Source organism: Microbacterium sp. NPDC064942 (assembly GCF_049545525.1).
Lineage (GTDB): Bacteria > Actinomycetota > Actinomycetes > Actinomycetales > Microbacteriaceae > Microbacterium > Microbacterium gawkjiense.
The window spans coordinates 169,346-184,098 of the sequence record NZ_JBMWDR010000002.1 but is presented as its reverse complement, the minus strand read 5'-3'; the positions used below and the strand labels follow the sequence as shown (position 1 = coordinate 184,098).

The window sequence follows — 14,753 nt, the reverse complement described above, 5'->3', positions numbered from 1 at the left end:
GAGGTTTCCACCCTCCGGCCCTTGACAGGTCAGCGCAGCGACAGCATGTCGTCGAGGTACGCCGCGAGGGGCCGCGGCGGCCCCGTCGTGCTCCACGCGACGTGCGGCACGCCGTCCACGAGGGACAGGATGCCGGAGCTCTCGCCGCGGTCGACGGCTGCGGCATCCATCTCGGTCCAGCCGAGGTGCAGCACCTCACCCTCGGCGAAACCGCCGCGGAAAGCCGCCGCGGCTCGCTCGGAGCGTGCCCGCTGCGCTTCGGCCGTGTACCCGCGGACGGCGTCGTGCCGAGCGCGCAGGACCTCTCCCGTGGCGAACACCCGATCGTCGCCGATCAGCAGGACCCCGACGTGCCACGCCTCGGTGACCGGGAGGATGCGAGGCGCGCGACCGATGCCGAGGATGCGGCGGTTCGCCGCCCAGTCCCCCAGTCGCTCCCGCGGGGAGCCGGCGAGCCGGGCGCGCGCCGCGTCGAGCAGACCGACCGTGGTCGTCGAGGCATCCGTCACCGTCGTCAGACGAGGCGGGTCGGCGCGACCGCGGCGCCGCCGCGGATCTGCTGATGCAGCCGCGCCATGCGCGCGTCGAGTTCGGCGGCGGCGTCGGCGGCGTCCTTCAGCTGGCCCAGCAGGTGCTCGGGCACCTGCCGCTCGTACTTGTAGTAGATCTTGTGCTCGAGGCTCGCCCAGAAGTCCATCGCGATCGTGCGGAACTGCACCTCGACCGGCACGTCGACCCGCCCCGTCGAGAGGTAGACGGGCACCTCGATGATCGTGTGCAGGCTCTTGTACCCGTTGCCCTTGGGTGTCGCGATGTAGTCCTCGACCTCGCGCACCGTGATGTCGTCCTGCGCCGTGAGCAGGTCGAACAGCCGGTACACGTCGCTGACGAAGCTGCAGGTGATGCGGATGCCGGCGATGTCGGTGATGTGCGCGCGCACCGAGTCGAAGTCGGGCTCGATGCCGCGGCGCTGGATCTTCTCGACGATGCTGTCGGGCGACTTCACCCGGCTCGAGACGTGCTCGATCGGGTTGTAGTCGTGCATCTCGTGGAACTCCTCGCGGAGGATCGAGATCTTCGTCTCGATCTCCTGCAGCCCGAACCGGTACTCCATGAGGAACCGCTGGAACTCGTCGCGCATCGCCCGGAGGGAGGACGCCGACACCGTGATCTGCTGCTCGTCGAGCGGAGTGGACATGGTGCGACGCTATCGGGAACCACTCTGAGCGTGCTGTGAGGGCGGCGCCGTCGTCGCCCTCGTCACGAGCGCCGTCGGCAGCCGCAGGTGCGTCGCGGCCGGGGTCGCCCCGCCCATCAGCTCGAGCAGCATCGTCACGGCCTCGGCGCCGAGGCGCTGCATCGGCTGACGGACCGTCGTGAGCGCCGGGTCGGACTGCGACGCGTCGGGCACGTCGTCGAACCCGACGACCGACAGATCGCCCGGCACCGACAGCCCGTGCTCGTGCGCGACGCGGATGACGGTCAACGCCGAGACGTCGTTCGCGGCGAACACTGCCGTCGGCCGGTCGGCGCGGCGCAGCAGCCGGGTCGCGGCTTCGCGGGAGATGTCCTCGACGTACTCTCCGACCCCGACGAGGCTCGGGTCGAAGGGGATGCGGGCGTCCTCCAGCGCGCGGCGGTACCCGCCCTCCCGCAGCATCGACGAGCGCAGGTCCGGTCGGCCCGCGACGAATCCGATGCGCCGGTGCCCGAGCGAGATCAGGTAGGCGACCGCGTGACGGGCGCCGGCGAAGCTGTCGGACTCGACGGTGGGCAGATCCGCCGGCCCCGTGTGCGGGTCGATCGCCACGACCGGCACCTCGGCGGTCACGTTCACGACGGTCGGCGTCACCATGATCACGCCGTCGACGAGCGTGCCGCTCAGCCGGCTGAGCGAACGCCGCTCCCAGCCCTGACTCGACACCTGGCGCGACCCGCTGTAGGCGAGCAGGTCCAGACGCGAATCGCGCAGCGCCGCCCCGACGCCCTTCAGCACCTCGGCCGAGAAGGGCTCGAAGTCCGCGACGAGCACCCCGACGACCCCCGTCCGACGTGCGCGCATGCTGCTCGCGACGAGGCTCGACTCGTAGCCGAGCTCCTCGACGGCACCCAGCACGCGCTGCACCGTCGCCGGCGCGACACCGTAGCGACCGTTGACGGCTTTCGAGACCGTGGCGACCGACACACCGGCCGCCGCGGCGACATCGTGGATGGTGGTGCGCCTGCGCATGCCTCGAAGCGTAGCCCCATGGAAAACATTTTCGAAAACGTTTGACGCCGACCACAACAATTCCGACACTGGAGCAAGCCCGGCACGCACCGCCGGGACCACCCGCACCTCGACGACCGAGCGTGCACTCAATGAGGAGATTGGTGATCACATGAGGACCAGACGGTTCGCAGTGGGACTCGCGGCCTTCGCGGCGGCGACCCTCGCGCTCAGCGCATGTTCGGCAGGCAATGGCGGCGGCAGCGGCGGCGGTGACGTCGAGATGACGCTGTGGCAGAACTCGACCACCGGCCCCGGTCAGCAGTTCTGGAAGGACGCGATCGAAGCTTTCGAGGCCGAGAACGAGGGCGTCACGATCACGATGCAGTCCGTCCAGAACGAGGACATGGACGGCAAGCTCCAGACCGCGCTCAACGCCGGCGACCCGCCCGACATCTTCCTGCAGCGCGGCGGCGGCAAGATGACCGCGATGGTGAACGCGGGCCAGCTGATGGACCTCACCGACCTGATCTCGGACGACGTCCGCAGCGAGGTGTCGGAGGGTTCGTTCGCCGCCGAGACCTACCAGGACAAGGTGTGGGCCATGCCCCTCTCCGTCCTCCCCGGCGGCTTCTTCTACAGCCAGGACGCCTTCGACGCGGCCGGCATTGCGGAGAACCCGAGCACGATCGACGACTTGAAGGCCGCGGTCGAGGACCTGAAGGGCACCGGGATCGCCCCGATCGCCCTCGGCGCGAAGGATGCCTGGCCCGCCGCTCACTGGTACTACTTCTTCGCCCTTCGTGAGTGCAGCCCCCAGGTGATCGAGGAGACCGGCGACTCCAAGGACTTCAGCGACGAGTGCTGGACGCGCGCGGCTCAGGACCTCACGGACTTCGCCGCCATCCAGCCGTTCAACGAGGGCTTCCTGACGACCGCCGCCCAGCAGGGCGCCGGCAGCTCGGCGGGCCTCATCGCCAACCGCAAGGCCGCGATGGAACTCATGGGCGCGTGGGACCCGGGCGTGATCGCGTCCCTCACCCCCGACGAGAAGCCGCTCCCCGACCTCGCCTGGTTCCCCTTCCCCGAGATCTCGGGCGGTGACGGCGAGCCGGGCTCCATGATGGGCGGTGTCGACGGCTACTCGTGCGCCGCGCAGGCACCCAAGGAGTGCGCCGACTTCCTCAACTTCATCGCAGGCTCCGAGCAGCAGACGAAGTACTACGAGGCCTTCCAGTCGCCGCCGGTCAACTCGGTCGCGCAGGAGGCGGTGGAGGAGCCGTACCTGCAGCAGATCCTCGAGGCGTACAACAACGCACCGTTCGTTTCGCAGTGGCTCGACACGGTCCTCGGCCAGAACGTCGGCAACGCGCTGAACGTCGCGGTCGTCGACCTGCTCGCGGGAGGCAGCGACCCCGAGAAGTTCATCGCCGCCGTCAACGCCGCAGGCGCACAGGGCTGAGCATGACCGTTCGCGAGATGTCCGTCTCGGACACCCCTGCTCTCGCGGCGCACGCCGGGGGCGGCGACTCGTCGCCCCCGGCACGGCCGCGGTCCCGCCGCCGGCGGGGCCTCGGCTGGTCGGGGCGCCTCGAGGTGCTCCTGCTCGCCGGGCCCGCCGTCGTCTTCTTCGTCGGGTTCGTGATCCTGCCGGTGCTGATGGCCGCGTACTACGGCTTCTTCCGCTGGTCCGGGTTCGGGCCGGCCACCGAGTTCGTCGGGCTGAAGAACTACATCACGATCTTCAGCGACCCGAACTTCCAGAGCGCCCTGCTGCACAACGCTTTCATCGTCGTCATGTCGATCGTCTTGCAGGGACCGATCGCGATCCTGCTGGCACTGCTGCTCAACCGCAAGATGCGGGGGCAGTCCGTCATCCGCGTCCTCATCTTCGTGCCGTACGTCATCGCCGAGGTGGTCGTCGGCACCGGGTTCAGCCTGCTGCTTTCGACGGGCGGCGCCGCCAACGGGATGCTCGAGAAGCTCGGCCTCGGCGGACTCGCGCAGGACTGGCTCGCCGACCCGGCGATCGCCATCTGGACCCTCATGGCGATCCTCACGTGGAAGTACGTCGGCTTCGCCGTCATCCTCTTCCTCGCGGGCCTGCAAGGCATCCCCGAGGAGCTCTACGAGGCCGCCGCGATCGACGGCGCGTCGTACTGGCAGATCCAGCGCCGCATCGCGCTGCCCCTGCTGGCTCCGACCCTGCGCATCTGGGCGTTCCTGTCGATCATCGGCGCGCTGCAGCTGTTCGACCTCGTGTACATCATCTGGGGTCAGTACGTCTCGTCGGTCGCCGGCACCAACACGATGGCGATCTACATGGTCGTCACCGGTCGCAACGCCGGGAACTTCGGCTACGGCAACGCCGTCGCCGTCGTGATCTTCGTCATCTCGCTCATCGTCGCGCTGTTCTACCAGCGCTTCGTGCTCCGCCGCGACACGGCCGGGGCGATCACAGAGAGGGGCGTGCAGTGAGCGCCACCATGACCCTCGTCACGGCTCCGCCCGTCGACACCCGCCCGCGCCGTGCACCCAAGAAGGCGCTGCCGTGGGGCTCGCCGGTCGTCTACTTCGTCGCCCTCGTCGTCATCGCCCTCATGCTCGGGCCGGTGATCTACATCATCCTGGGCGGGTTCCGGTCGAACTCGGCGATCACGGTCGACCCGGCGGGCTTCCCCGATCCGTGGAACGTCGACAACTACGTCGGGGTGATCACGAGCGGCCAGTTCTGGGGGCAGGTCGGGAACTCGACCATGGTGGCGCTCGCCACCACCGTCGGCGCCGTCGCCCTCGGCCTCGCCGCGAGCTACGTCATCGCCCGCTACAACTTCCGCGGCCGCGGCGCGCTCTACGCGCTGTTCGCGTCGGGGCTCATGTTCCCCATCACCGTCGCGATCACGCCGCTCTACATCGTGATCCGCTCGCTCGGGCTCATGAACTCGCTGCCGGGCATCATCCTCCCGCAGATCGCGTTCGCGCTGCCGACGACGATCATCATCCTGGTGCCGTTCCTGCGGGCGATCCCCGACGAGATCCAGGAGGCGGCGTCGATCGACGGCTGCAGCCGACTCGGGTTCTTCTGGCGGATGGTGCTGCCGCTCGCGGTGCCCGGTGTCATCACCGTCGGCATCCTCGCCTTCATCGGCAGTTGGAACGCGTACCTGCTGCCGCTGTTCATCCTCAACAACGAGGCGTCGTTCACGCTCCCACTGGGCGTGCAGGCGTTCTCGTCGCAGTACTCCGTCGACACGGCGCGCGTGCTGGCGTTCACCTCGCTGTCGATGCTCCCCGCACTGCTGTTCTTCAGCCTGTTCGAGCGGCGCATCGTCGGCGGCCTCACCGGAGCCGTGAAGGGCTGACATGACGGACACGACGGTGCGCGCTTCGGCGCGCGTACGCGACCTGCTCGCGCAGATGACGCTCGAGGAGAAGACGGCGCAGCTCGTCGGCTACTGGGTCGACCAGGGCGGCGAGGTCGTCGCTCCCCTGGCCGACGAGATGGTCACGACGACGAAGTACGCGGATGCCACGACCCACGGCCTCGGCCACCTCACCCGGGTCTACGGCACACGCCCGGTCGACCCGGTCGAGCGGGCGGCGTGGCTGTGGGGCGAGCAGCGCCGCCTGCAGACCGAGACGCGCCTCGGTATCCCCGCGATCGTCCACGAGGAGTGCCTGACGGGCCTCGCGGCGTGGCAGGCGGCGACGTATCCGACCCCGCTCGCGTGGGGCGCCTCGTTCGACCCCGACCTCGTGGCCGAGATGGCCGTCGCGATCGGCGAGTCGATGCGCGAGCTCGGCATCCATCAGGGGCTCGCTCCCGTCCTCGACGTCATCCGCGATCCCCGTTGGGGGCGCGTCGACGAGTGCATCGGCGAGGACCCGTACCTCGTCGGGACGATCGGGACGGCCTACGTCCGCGGTCTGCAGTCGACGGGGGTGGATGCCACGCTGAAGCACTTCGTCGGATACTCCGGCTCGCAGTCCGGTCGCAACCATGCGCCGGTCCACGCGGGACCCCGCGAGCTCGCCGACGTCTTCCTGCCGCCGTTCGAGATGGCCCTCCGCGACGGCGGCGCGCGATCGGTCATGAACAGCTACGCCGAGATCGACGGCGCTCCGGTCGGCGCGAGCCCGTACTACCTGAGCGAGGTCCTCCGCGGACGCCTCGGGTTCGAGGGGCCGGTCGTCGCGGACTACTTCTCAGTCGCGTTCCTCCACTCCACGCACGGTGTCGCCGCCGACCTGGGCGAAGCGGCGGAGCTCGCCCTGCGCGCCGGGATCGACGTCGAGCTGCCGACGCTCGACGCGTTCGCCGGTCCCCTGCGCGACCGCATCCGCTCGGGGGCGCTCGACGAGGGCGTCCTCGACGATGCCGTCCTGAGGGTCCTCGCGCAGAAGGAGCGCCTGGGGCTGCTCGACGCGGACTTCGCCGAGCCTCCCGCGAGCGTCGACCTCGACGGGCCGCGCCACCGCGAGCTCGCGCGGCGCCTCGCCGCCGAGTCCGCCGTCCTGCTCTCGAACGACGGCACGCTGCCCGCGGCAGCGCCGGCGCGCATCGCCGTCCTCGGCCCGAACGCCGACTCGTCCGAGGCGCTCATGGGCTGCTACTCGTTCGTGAACCACGTGCTCGCCCACCACCCCGGCACACCCGCGGGCATCGAGATCCCGACCGTCCTCGACGCGCTGCGCGCCGAGTACCCGGCGGCGCGGATCGAGTCGGTGCGCGGGTGCGACGTCGAGGGCGAGGACGCGGCGGGGATCGCGGATGCCGTGGCCGCGGCATCCCGGTCCGACCTGGCGATCGTCGTGGTCGGCGACCGCGCCGGCCTGTTCGGCCGCGGCACCGTGGGCGAGGGCAACGACGTCGACGACCTCGAGCTGCCGGGTGTCCAGCGGCGCCTGGTGGAGGAGGTCGTCGCGTCGGGCACCCCCGTCGTCGTGCTCGTCCTCTCGGGGCGGCCGTACGCGATCGGATGGGCGCTCGACGGCGCCGCCGCGCCGGCGGCGATCGTGCAGTCCTTCTTCCCGGGCGAAGAGGGCGCGGACGCCCTCGCGGGGATCGTCTCGGGTCGGGTCACCCCGTCGGGCCGCCTGCCCGTCTCGCTCCCCCGCTCGGCCGGTGCGCAGCCGTTCACCTACCTGCACCCGCGCCTCGGCGGACGCAGCGACATCACGAGCGCCGACCCCACCCCGGTGCGGCCGTTCGGGTTCGGACTGACCTACACGACGTTCGCGTACGAGGACCTGCGTGTCGCGCCGCAGGCCGCCACCGGCGACGGGCTCACCGCGACGGTCACGGTGCGCAACACCGGCGAGGCCCCGGCGACCGACGTCGTGCAGCTGTACGGTCACGACGTCGTGGGCACGACGACACGACCGTCGGCGCAGCTGCTCGCCTACCAGCGCGTGCCGCTGGGCCCGGGCGAGGCGGCGACCGTCGAGTTCCGCGTGCCGCCCGCCCGCCTCGCCTACGCCGGCCGCGACGCGGTGCGCGCGGTCGAGCCGGGACGCGTCGACCTGTGGGTCGGGCCCTCCAGCGCCGACCGCGAAGCGACGGCCTCGGTCGAGTTCACGGGTGAGGCGTACGTCATCGGACCGGACGACGCGCGGCTGGCGACGGCATCCGTCCTCGAGGGCGCCGTCGTCAGTCGGTGACGACGAGGGCCGCCTCGACCGCGAGCCGGTCGGCCGAGCAGCCGGCGGCGATGCGGTACGCCCCCGGCTGCACCCGCAGCGCGCCCTCGTGCAGCCAGCCCTCGGGCGCCCCGTCGATCCGGATCGTGTCGTCCCAGACCGCGAGGCGCTCGACGGCGAAGGGGACCTGCACCGTGCGGGTGGTGCCGGGCTGCACCCGCACGCGGGCGTACCCGAGCAGCAGGCGGCGGGGAGCGGCGATGGGCAGCTCGGGCGCGACCGCGTAGACCTGCACGAGCTCCTCGACGGCCCGTGCCGACGTGTTCGCGACCGTCACGGTCGCGACGACGACGCTCTCGTCGACCCGTGGGTCGAGGGCGGGATGCCGGTGGCCGGGCGCCGGCGCGGCGACCTGGGCGGCATCCACCGTCACCGCCGTGTAGGCGACCTCGCCGTAGCCCAGCCCGTGGCCGAACGCGAAGGCGTAGGGATCGGGCTGATGGCGGTAGGTCGCCTGCTGTCGCTGCGTGTCGTAGTCGAACAGGTCGCCGGCCTGCGCGGGGTGCGCGGGCCACGACTGGGCGAGGCGGCCGGTCGGTTCGCGGTCGCCGCTCAGCACGTCGAGCAGACCGTGCCCGAGCTCCTGGCCGGCGTGGCTCGACCACACGACCGTCTCGGCGTCGGCGGCGTCCGCGAGCACGTAGGGGAAGCTCGAGACGATCGTGAGGATGCTGCGCGGGTTCGCGTCGCGCGCGGTGCGCCAGAGATCCGTGGCAGCGGTCGGCAGCGACAGGTGCGGCCGGTCGACGGTCTCGCGCCCCGACAGGTGCGGATCGTTGCCGACGGCGACGATCACGACGTCAGCCGCCGCGGCTGCGCGGGCCACCTCGTCGCGGCCCGAGACGACCGTCTCGACCTCGAAGCGCGCGGCCTCGTCGAGGGTGACCGCCTCGGCGGCGAGCTGCCCGATGTCGCGGACGACCCGGACCCACCGGCCCGAGCCGAGGTGCAGGAGCGACCACGTGCCGTCCTCGTGGACGTGACGGCGGAAGCTCTCCTGCACGACCCAGCCGCCGACGCGCGTCGCGTCGGCGCGCATCGGCCAGCCGGCGCCGGTGAGCAGCCGGCCGCTCGCGTGCGACCGCAGCGTGAGCACGCCGTCGCTCCAGTCGGTCACGTCGAACAGCGTCGTGTCGGTGCGGGTCGCGGTGACGGCGTCGACGAACGCGCCGTCGGCCGTCGCGGCGACGTAGCCGGAGGGGGCGCGCAGGGCGACGGTGTCGGCTCCCGTGACCGCCTCGACGTGCGCGTCGGGGTACCGGTCGCGCACCCCCTGGGCGATCCCGACCTCGTAGGGCGGCGTGCCCGAGTACCAGTCGGTGAGCACGAGATCGGCCAGCGGTCCGACGACCGCGACCGACGAGGGCGGCGTGAGCGGAAGGATGCCGGCGTCGTTGCGCAGCAGCACGACCTGGCGCGCCGCGGCGACCCGGGCGAGCTCGCGGGCCTCCGCGATGTCGATCTCGTCCGGGGCGATCCCGGCGTACGGATCGTCGTCGCCGTCGAACTCGCCGGTCCGCACCCGCATCTCGAGCAGACGCAGCACCGCGGCATCCACATCCGCCTCGGTCAGCAGCCCCGCCGCGAGCGCCCCGCGGACGGCCTCGAGGGTGGGGCCGGCGTCGGGGCCGTCGTCGGTGAACGAGTCCATCCCGCTCGTCACGAGCGCCGCGGCGCCGTGCACCTTGTCGGGCTGCGCGCGCTGGATGGTCACGAGGAAGGTGGGGGCACCGGCATCCGACACGACCGCGATCGACTCGTCGCTCCAGCGGCGCGCCTCGGCGACGAGCTCAGGCTGCGTGTGCGCCGGCACCCCGTTCACCCGGTTGTACGCGAGCATCATGCTGCCCGCGACCTTCTGCTCGATCGCCGGGCGGAACGCGGGCAGCTCTTCTTCGTGGAGGGTGCGCAGCGACATCTCCGACGACGTCGCCGACCGGTCGGTCTCGTTGCTGTAGGCGAGGAAGTGCTTGAGCGAGGGCACCGTCTTCCACACGCGCGGGTGGTCGCCGCGCAGCCCGCGGCTGTACGCCGCACCCAGCTGACCGGTGAGGTGAGGGTCCTCGGAGTACCCCTCCTCGTTGCGCCCCCACGCCGGGTGGCGGAGCGTGTTGACGACGGGGGCCCAGACGTTCAGGTCGACGTCGGCGCCCGACGCGCGCTTCGCGCGGACCTCGGTCGCGACGAGGTCGCCGATCCGCTCGATCAGGTCGGGGTCCCAGGTCGCGGCGAGGCCCACCGGCTGCGGGAACACCGTCGCGACCCCGACCCAGGCCAGCCCGTGCAGGGCCTCGCAGCCGGTGTGGAAGGGACGGATGCCGAGACGGTCGACCGCCGGCATCGCCTGGTGCAGCATCGCGAGGCGCTCCTCAGGGGTCAGCCGGTCGAGCAGGTCGCGCGCCCGCTCGGCGAGGGGCAGGTCGACGCGGCGGAAGGCCTCGGCGCTCACCCCGCCGCCTCCACGCTGACGCTGCCGGCACCGGTCGCCGACGCCGTGCGGTCGCCGACCTGCAGGCTCCACGGCGCACGCGCATCGCTCGACTCGGCGGTGATGCGACCGCCCTCGCGGCGCACGCGGAACACGGTCGCGGGCGCGCCGTCGAAGCCCGGCACGATCGTCTCGGCGTCGTACCCGTCGGGCAGCTCGAAGCAGCGCAGGGTGACCCCGTCGGCCCAGTCGTAGTCGGGTCGGTCCTCGCGAGCACCCCACGGCAGCACCGTGCCGGGCCGCACCCGCAGCGGGACGGAGTCGTACCCGTGGCGCTCGGCGTGCCAGCGCCGCCCCTCCGCGACATCGCCGGTCAGGAGCGAGGTCCATCGCCCGTCGGGCAGGTAGTACTCGACGTCACCGTCCTCGCCGAACACCGGCGCCACCATCAGGGCGTCACCGAGCAGGTACTGCACGTCGGCGTCGTGCGTCGTGCGGTCGTCCGGGAATTCGAGCACGAGCGGACGCATCATCGGGATGCCGTCGGTGTGCGCCTCCTCCGCGACCCGCGCGAGGTACGGCATCAGGCGCAGTTTCAGGCGCGTGAACAGGCGCGTGACCTCGACCGCCTCCTCGTCGAACGCCCACGGCACGCGGACCGTCCCCGATCCGTGCAGTCGCGAGTGCGACGAGAGCAGACCGAACGCCAGCCAGCGCTTGAAGACACCGGCATCCGGCGTGCCCTCGAACCCGCCGATGTCGTGACTCCAGTAGCCGAACCCGCTCATCGCGAGCGAGAGGCCGCCGCGCAGCGTCTCGGCCATCGACAGGAGGGTCGAGTCGTTGTCGCCGCCCCAGTGCACCGGGAACTGCTGCCCGCCGGCCGTCGCCGAGCGCGCGTAGAGCACCGCTTCGCCGACGCCGCGCTCCTCTTCGAGCACGCGGAACACCAGCGCGTTGTAGAGCTGCGGATAGTAGTTGTGCATGCGCTGCGGGTCGGAGCCGTCGTGCCACACGACGCCCTCGGTGGGGATCCGCTCGCCGAAGTCGGTCTTGAAGCTGTCCGCCCCCTGCCGGACGAGCCGGCGCAGGTGTTCGCCGAACCACGCGGATGCCTCGGGGTTGGTGAAGTCGACGATCGCCATGCCGGCCTGCCACATGTCCCACTGCCAGACGCCGCCGTCCGTGGTCTTGAGCAGGTAGCCCTTCTCGGCCGCCTCGGCGAACAGTGCGGAGCGCTGCGCGATGTACGGGTTGATCCACAGCGATACCTTGAGCCCCCGCTCCCGCAGCCGCGCGAGCTGACCGTCGGGGTCGGGGAACATGCGCGGATCCCACGTGAAGTCGGTCCACTGGAACTCCCGCATCCAGAAGCAGTCGAAGTGGAAGACCGACAGCGGCAGCTCGCGCTCCCGCATGCCGTCGACGAACTCGGTGACGCTCGCCTCGTCGTAGGCGGCCGTGAACGACGTCGTCAGCCACAGGCCGAAAGACCAGGCGGGTACACGCGCGGGCCGACCGGTGAGCGCCGTGTACCGGCGGAGCACATCCTTCGGCTCGGGGCCGGCGATCACGTAGTAGTCGAGCGTCTCGCCGGGGACGGAGAACTGGACGCGCGAGTTGATCTCGGACCCCACCTCGAACGACACCGCGTCAGGGCTGTCGACGAAGACGCCGTAGCCGCGGCTCGTCAGGTAGAACGGCACCGACTTGTAGGCCTGCTCGCTCGAGGTGCCGCCGTCGGCGTTCCACGTGTCGATGGACTGCCCGTTCTTCGTGAACGCGCCGAACCGCTCGCCGAAGCCGTAGACGCGCTCGCCGGGCTCGATCGACAGCTGCTGGTGCACGAAGGCGCCGTCGGGACCGCTCATGTGTCCGATCGACCGGGGCAGCGATGTCGTGAGGACGCGGTCGCCCTGCTCGAACGCCACCCGCCACGCCCCCTCGCGCGAGACGCGGACGCGGAGGTCACCGGCATCCAGCACCGCCTCGGCGTCGTCGACGGAGACCGTCGGCAGGTACCCCTCCTGCGCCGTCAGCGCGAAGTCGGGCCCGCGGTGCGCGGCGCCCGCGTGCCGCTGCACCCGCACCCGGATCGCCCCGGGCGCCGGCGCCGTGAACGTCGTCGTGATCAGCGGGCGGTTGAGCGTGTCGCCGCGGTGGCGGATCTGCGCGGTGGGCGCGTAGACCGTGAGACTCCCCGCCTCGGCGTCGGCACGGACATCGTCCACCGTGCTCGCGTACAGCCCGGTCACTCCGGGCCGCATGAGCCAGTAGCCGTCGGTGAACTTCATGTCCTTCGCCTTTCCGTCACGACCCGCGCGTCCCCCCTCGGGACCGTCACGTGCTCGTCCATCTCGTCATCCGTCAACAGGTCGATCCACGCGCCCGGGAGCGGGATCGTCGCATCCTCGAGGGAGCGGTTCAGCAGGAACAGCGCGTCGCCGCGGCGCACCGCCTCGACTCCGGGCACGGGCTCGGCGAGCGCACCGGCGACCCCGGCCGCCTCGAGGACGTCGCCGACGATCCCGTCGAGCAGCGCGTCGTCGACGACCGCGCCGACGTACCACGCGCCGCCCTGGCGTGTCACGACCGGCCGCCCGGCGAGGTCTCCCTCGGCGAAGGCCACGACCGTCTCGGCCCCGTCCGAGCGGAGCTTCTCGGCGAGGACCGAGGCGACGGATGCCGGGTGCCGCCCGTCCGCCGAGGCGAGGGCGAGCCCCGCGTCGGGGAGGGCGACCCACTCCTCGCCGCTCGCGCCGATGAGGTCGCGCAGGAGCGCGGGCGAGCGGCCCGTCAGGATGTGGCCGCGCTCGTCGGCGACGCCGCTGAACGGTCCGATCACGACCTGCGCACCGGCGGCCGCGGCCTCCGCGAGGCGCGCGGCGTCGGCGGGGCGCAGGACGTAGCCGTGCGGCAGGACGACGACGTCGTAGCCGGTGAGGTCCGCGTCGAAGCGCACCACGTCGACGGGCACGTCGCGCCGCCACAGCGCGCGGTACCAGCGACGCACCTGGTCGAGGCCGTCGAACCGGGTCGTCGGGCGGGCGGGTTCGTCGGAGGCCCACCACGAGGACCAGTCGAACAGGAGCGCCGTACGGGCCGGGACGCGCCCGCCGACGACGGGCCGCAACCGGTGCAGGTCGCTCCCCTGGCGGCGGACGCCCGCGAACACCTCGGTGTCGGCGCCCGCGTGGGGCAGCATCGCCGAGTGGAACCGCTCGGCGCCGGCGGTCGACTGGCGCCACTGAAAGAAGCAGACGCCGTCGGCACCGCGCGCGACGGCCTGCAGCGAATCCAGCCGCGCCCGCGCGGGCGTCTTCGGGAGGTTGTGCGGCCGCCACTGCACGGCGCTGATCGCCTGCTCCATGAGCAGCCACGGCCGGCCGCCGCCGAGACCGCGCATGAGGTCCTGCGCGAAGGCGATGTCGGCGGGACTGTCGGGATCGGCGGGGTCGGGGTACTGGTCGTCGCTCACGACGTCGACGTCGTCGGCCCACGACCAGTAATCGACGTGCGCGAACGGCCCCATGAAGTTGGTGGTGATGGGCTGCGTCGCGCCGGCCTCGCGGATCGTGTCGCGCAGCTCGCGGTAGCAGTCGCGCAGCTCGTCGGAGGTGAACCGCCGGAAGTCCAGCGACTGCGTCGGGTTGATGAGGTACGGCGCGCGCCGTGGCGGCAGGATCTCGGACACGTCGGCGTAGCGCTGGGCCCAGAAGGCGGTGCCCCACGCCTCGTTGATCCCCTCGATCGACCCGTACCGGCGCAGCAGCCACGCGCGGAACGCCCGGGCCGCCTCGTCGCCGTGGTCGATCTGGCCGTACTCGTTTCCGACGTGCCACATCCGGACGGCGGGATGCTGCGCGTACCGCGCCGCGAGGTCGGCCGTGATCGCCCGCGCAGCGTCGCGGTACACCCGCGAGGACGGCGCGAACTGATTGCGGGACCCGGCCACGAGTCGCACACCGTCGCGGTCGACCGGAAGGGTCTCGGGATGCCGCACGCCCAGCCACGGCGGCGGCGAGGCCGTGGGGGTTGCGAGGTCCACGGCGATGCCGCCGGCGTCGAGCAGGTCGAGCACCTCGTCAAGCCAGCCGAACTGCCGGGAGCTGGGGGTCGGCTCGATCTCGGCCCAGCTGAACACGCCCACCGTGACGAGGTTCACCCCCGCCTGCTGCATGAGCTCGACGTCCTCGCGCCAGACCTCGCGCGGCCACTGCTCGGGGTTGTAGTCGCCACCGAAGAGGATGCCGCGCTCGGCCGTCAGTTCGGCGAAGGCCGCGGCGGCAACAGGGGTCATGACCGAGGGGCCTTTCAGCGATATGGACGACGGTGTCGAAGCGCTTCAACGATTCCAACCTATACTAGCGATCAGGACCGTGTCCATCGGTCCGGCGGGCGGCGTTCCCGGCTCAT

The 14,753-nt window shown here is 71.7% G+C and carries 10 protein-coding genes; 4 read left to right on the top strand and 6 right to left on the bottom strand.

Annotated elements, in window-relative coordinates; translation table 11 throughout:
* Positions 1–29: 29 nt before the first annotated feature.
* From ACPEH2_RS05225 to ACPEH2_RS05215, 3 genes are read right to left on the bottom strand one after another with little or no spacing between them, the layout of a single operon-like run.
* Complete coding sequence (locus tag ACPEH2_RS05225) at positions 30–509, bottom strand: glutaminase (protein WP_217529545.1); 480 nt, start codon at positions 507–509, stop codon at positions 30–32.
* 5 nt (positions 510–514) lie between these two features.
* Positions 515–1,198, bottom strand: coding sequence for a GTP pyrophosphokinase (locus tag ACPEH2_RS05220; protein WP_423718372.1), 684 nt, complete (start codon positions 1,196–1,198; stop codon positions 515–517).
* Positions 1,199–1,207: 9 nt separating this feature from the next.
* Positions 1,208–2,230 carry a LacI family DNA-binding transcriptional regulator gene (locus ACPEH2_RS05215; protein ID WP_423718371.1) on the bottom strand — a complete coding sequence of 341 codons (1,023 nt, stop codon included), beginning with the start codon at positions 2,228–2,230 and terminating at the stop codon, positions 1,208–1,210.
* Positions 2,231–2,381: 151 nt separating this feature from the next.
* Between ACPEH2_RS05215 and ACPEH2_RS05210 the strand changes: the two genes are divergently transcribed.
* Genes ACPEH2_RS05210 through ACPEH2_RS05195 form a run of 4 tightly spaced genes read left to right on the top strand, consistent with a single transcriptional unit; the run spans position 2,382 to position 7,870 of the window.
* Positions 2,382–3,671, top strand: coding sequence for an ABC transporter substrate-binding protein (locus ACPEH2_RS05210; RefSeq protein ID WP_423718369.1), 1,290 nt, complete (start codon positions 2,382–2,384; stop codon positions 3,669–3,671).
* Positions 3,672–3,673: 2 nt separating this feature from the next.
* Complete coding sequence (locus ACPEH2_RS05205) at positions 3,674–4,687, top strand: carbohydrate ABC transporter permease (protein ID WP_253035736.1); 1,014 nt, start codon at positions 3,674–3,676, stop codon at positions 4,685–4,687.
* An 8-nt stretch (positions 4,688–4,695) separates the two neighbouring features.
* Entirely contained in the window at positions 4,696–5,571 is an 876-nt protein-coding gene (locus ACPEH2_RS05200; protein ID WP_423718460.1) for a carbohydrate ABC transporter permease, read from the top strand.
* Position 5,572: 1 nt separating this feature from the next.
* A complete protein-coding gene (locus ACPEH2_RS05195; protein ID WP_423718368.1) occupies positions 5,573–7,870 on the top strand; it encodes a glycoside hydrolase family 3 N-terminal domain-containing protein in 2,298 nt (765 codons plus the stop codon).
* Here ACPEH2_RS05195 and ACPEH2_RS05190 read toward each other — a convergent pair.
* Genes ACPEH2_RS05190 through ACPEH2_RS05180 form a run of 3 tightly spaced genes read right to left on the bottom strand, consistent with a single transcriptional unit; the run spans position 7,860 to position 14,637 of the window.
* On the bottom strand, positions 7,860–10,358 hold the full coding sequence (locus tag ACPEH2_RS05190; RefSeq protein WP_423718366.1) for a glycoside hydrolase family 3 C-terminal domain-containing protein: 2,499 nt from the start codon (positions 10,356–10,358) through the stop codon (positions 7,860–7,862). The two genes, ACPEH2_RS05195 and ACPEH2_RS05190, sit on opposite strands and share 11 nt — an antisense overlap.
* Complete coding sequence (yicI, locus tag ACPEH2_RS05185; protein ID WP_423718365.1) at positions 10,355–12,631, bottom strand: alpha-xylosidase; 2,277 nt, start codon at positions 12,629–12,631, stop codon at positions 10,355–10,357. The genes ACPEH2_RS05190 and yicI overlap by 4 nt, the downstream gene beginning before the upstream one ends.
* The gene (locus tag ACPEH2_RS05180) at positions 12,628–14,637 is read right to left on the bottom strand and encodes a beta-galactosidase (protein ID WP_423718364.1); all 2,010 of its coding nucleotides are present in this window, start codon (positions 14,635–14,637) and stop codon (positions 12,628–12,630) included. Before ACPEH2_RS05180 ends, yicI begins: the two co-directional genes overlap by 4 nt.
* Positions 14,638–14,753 lie beyond the last annotated feature (116 nt).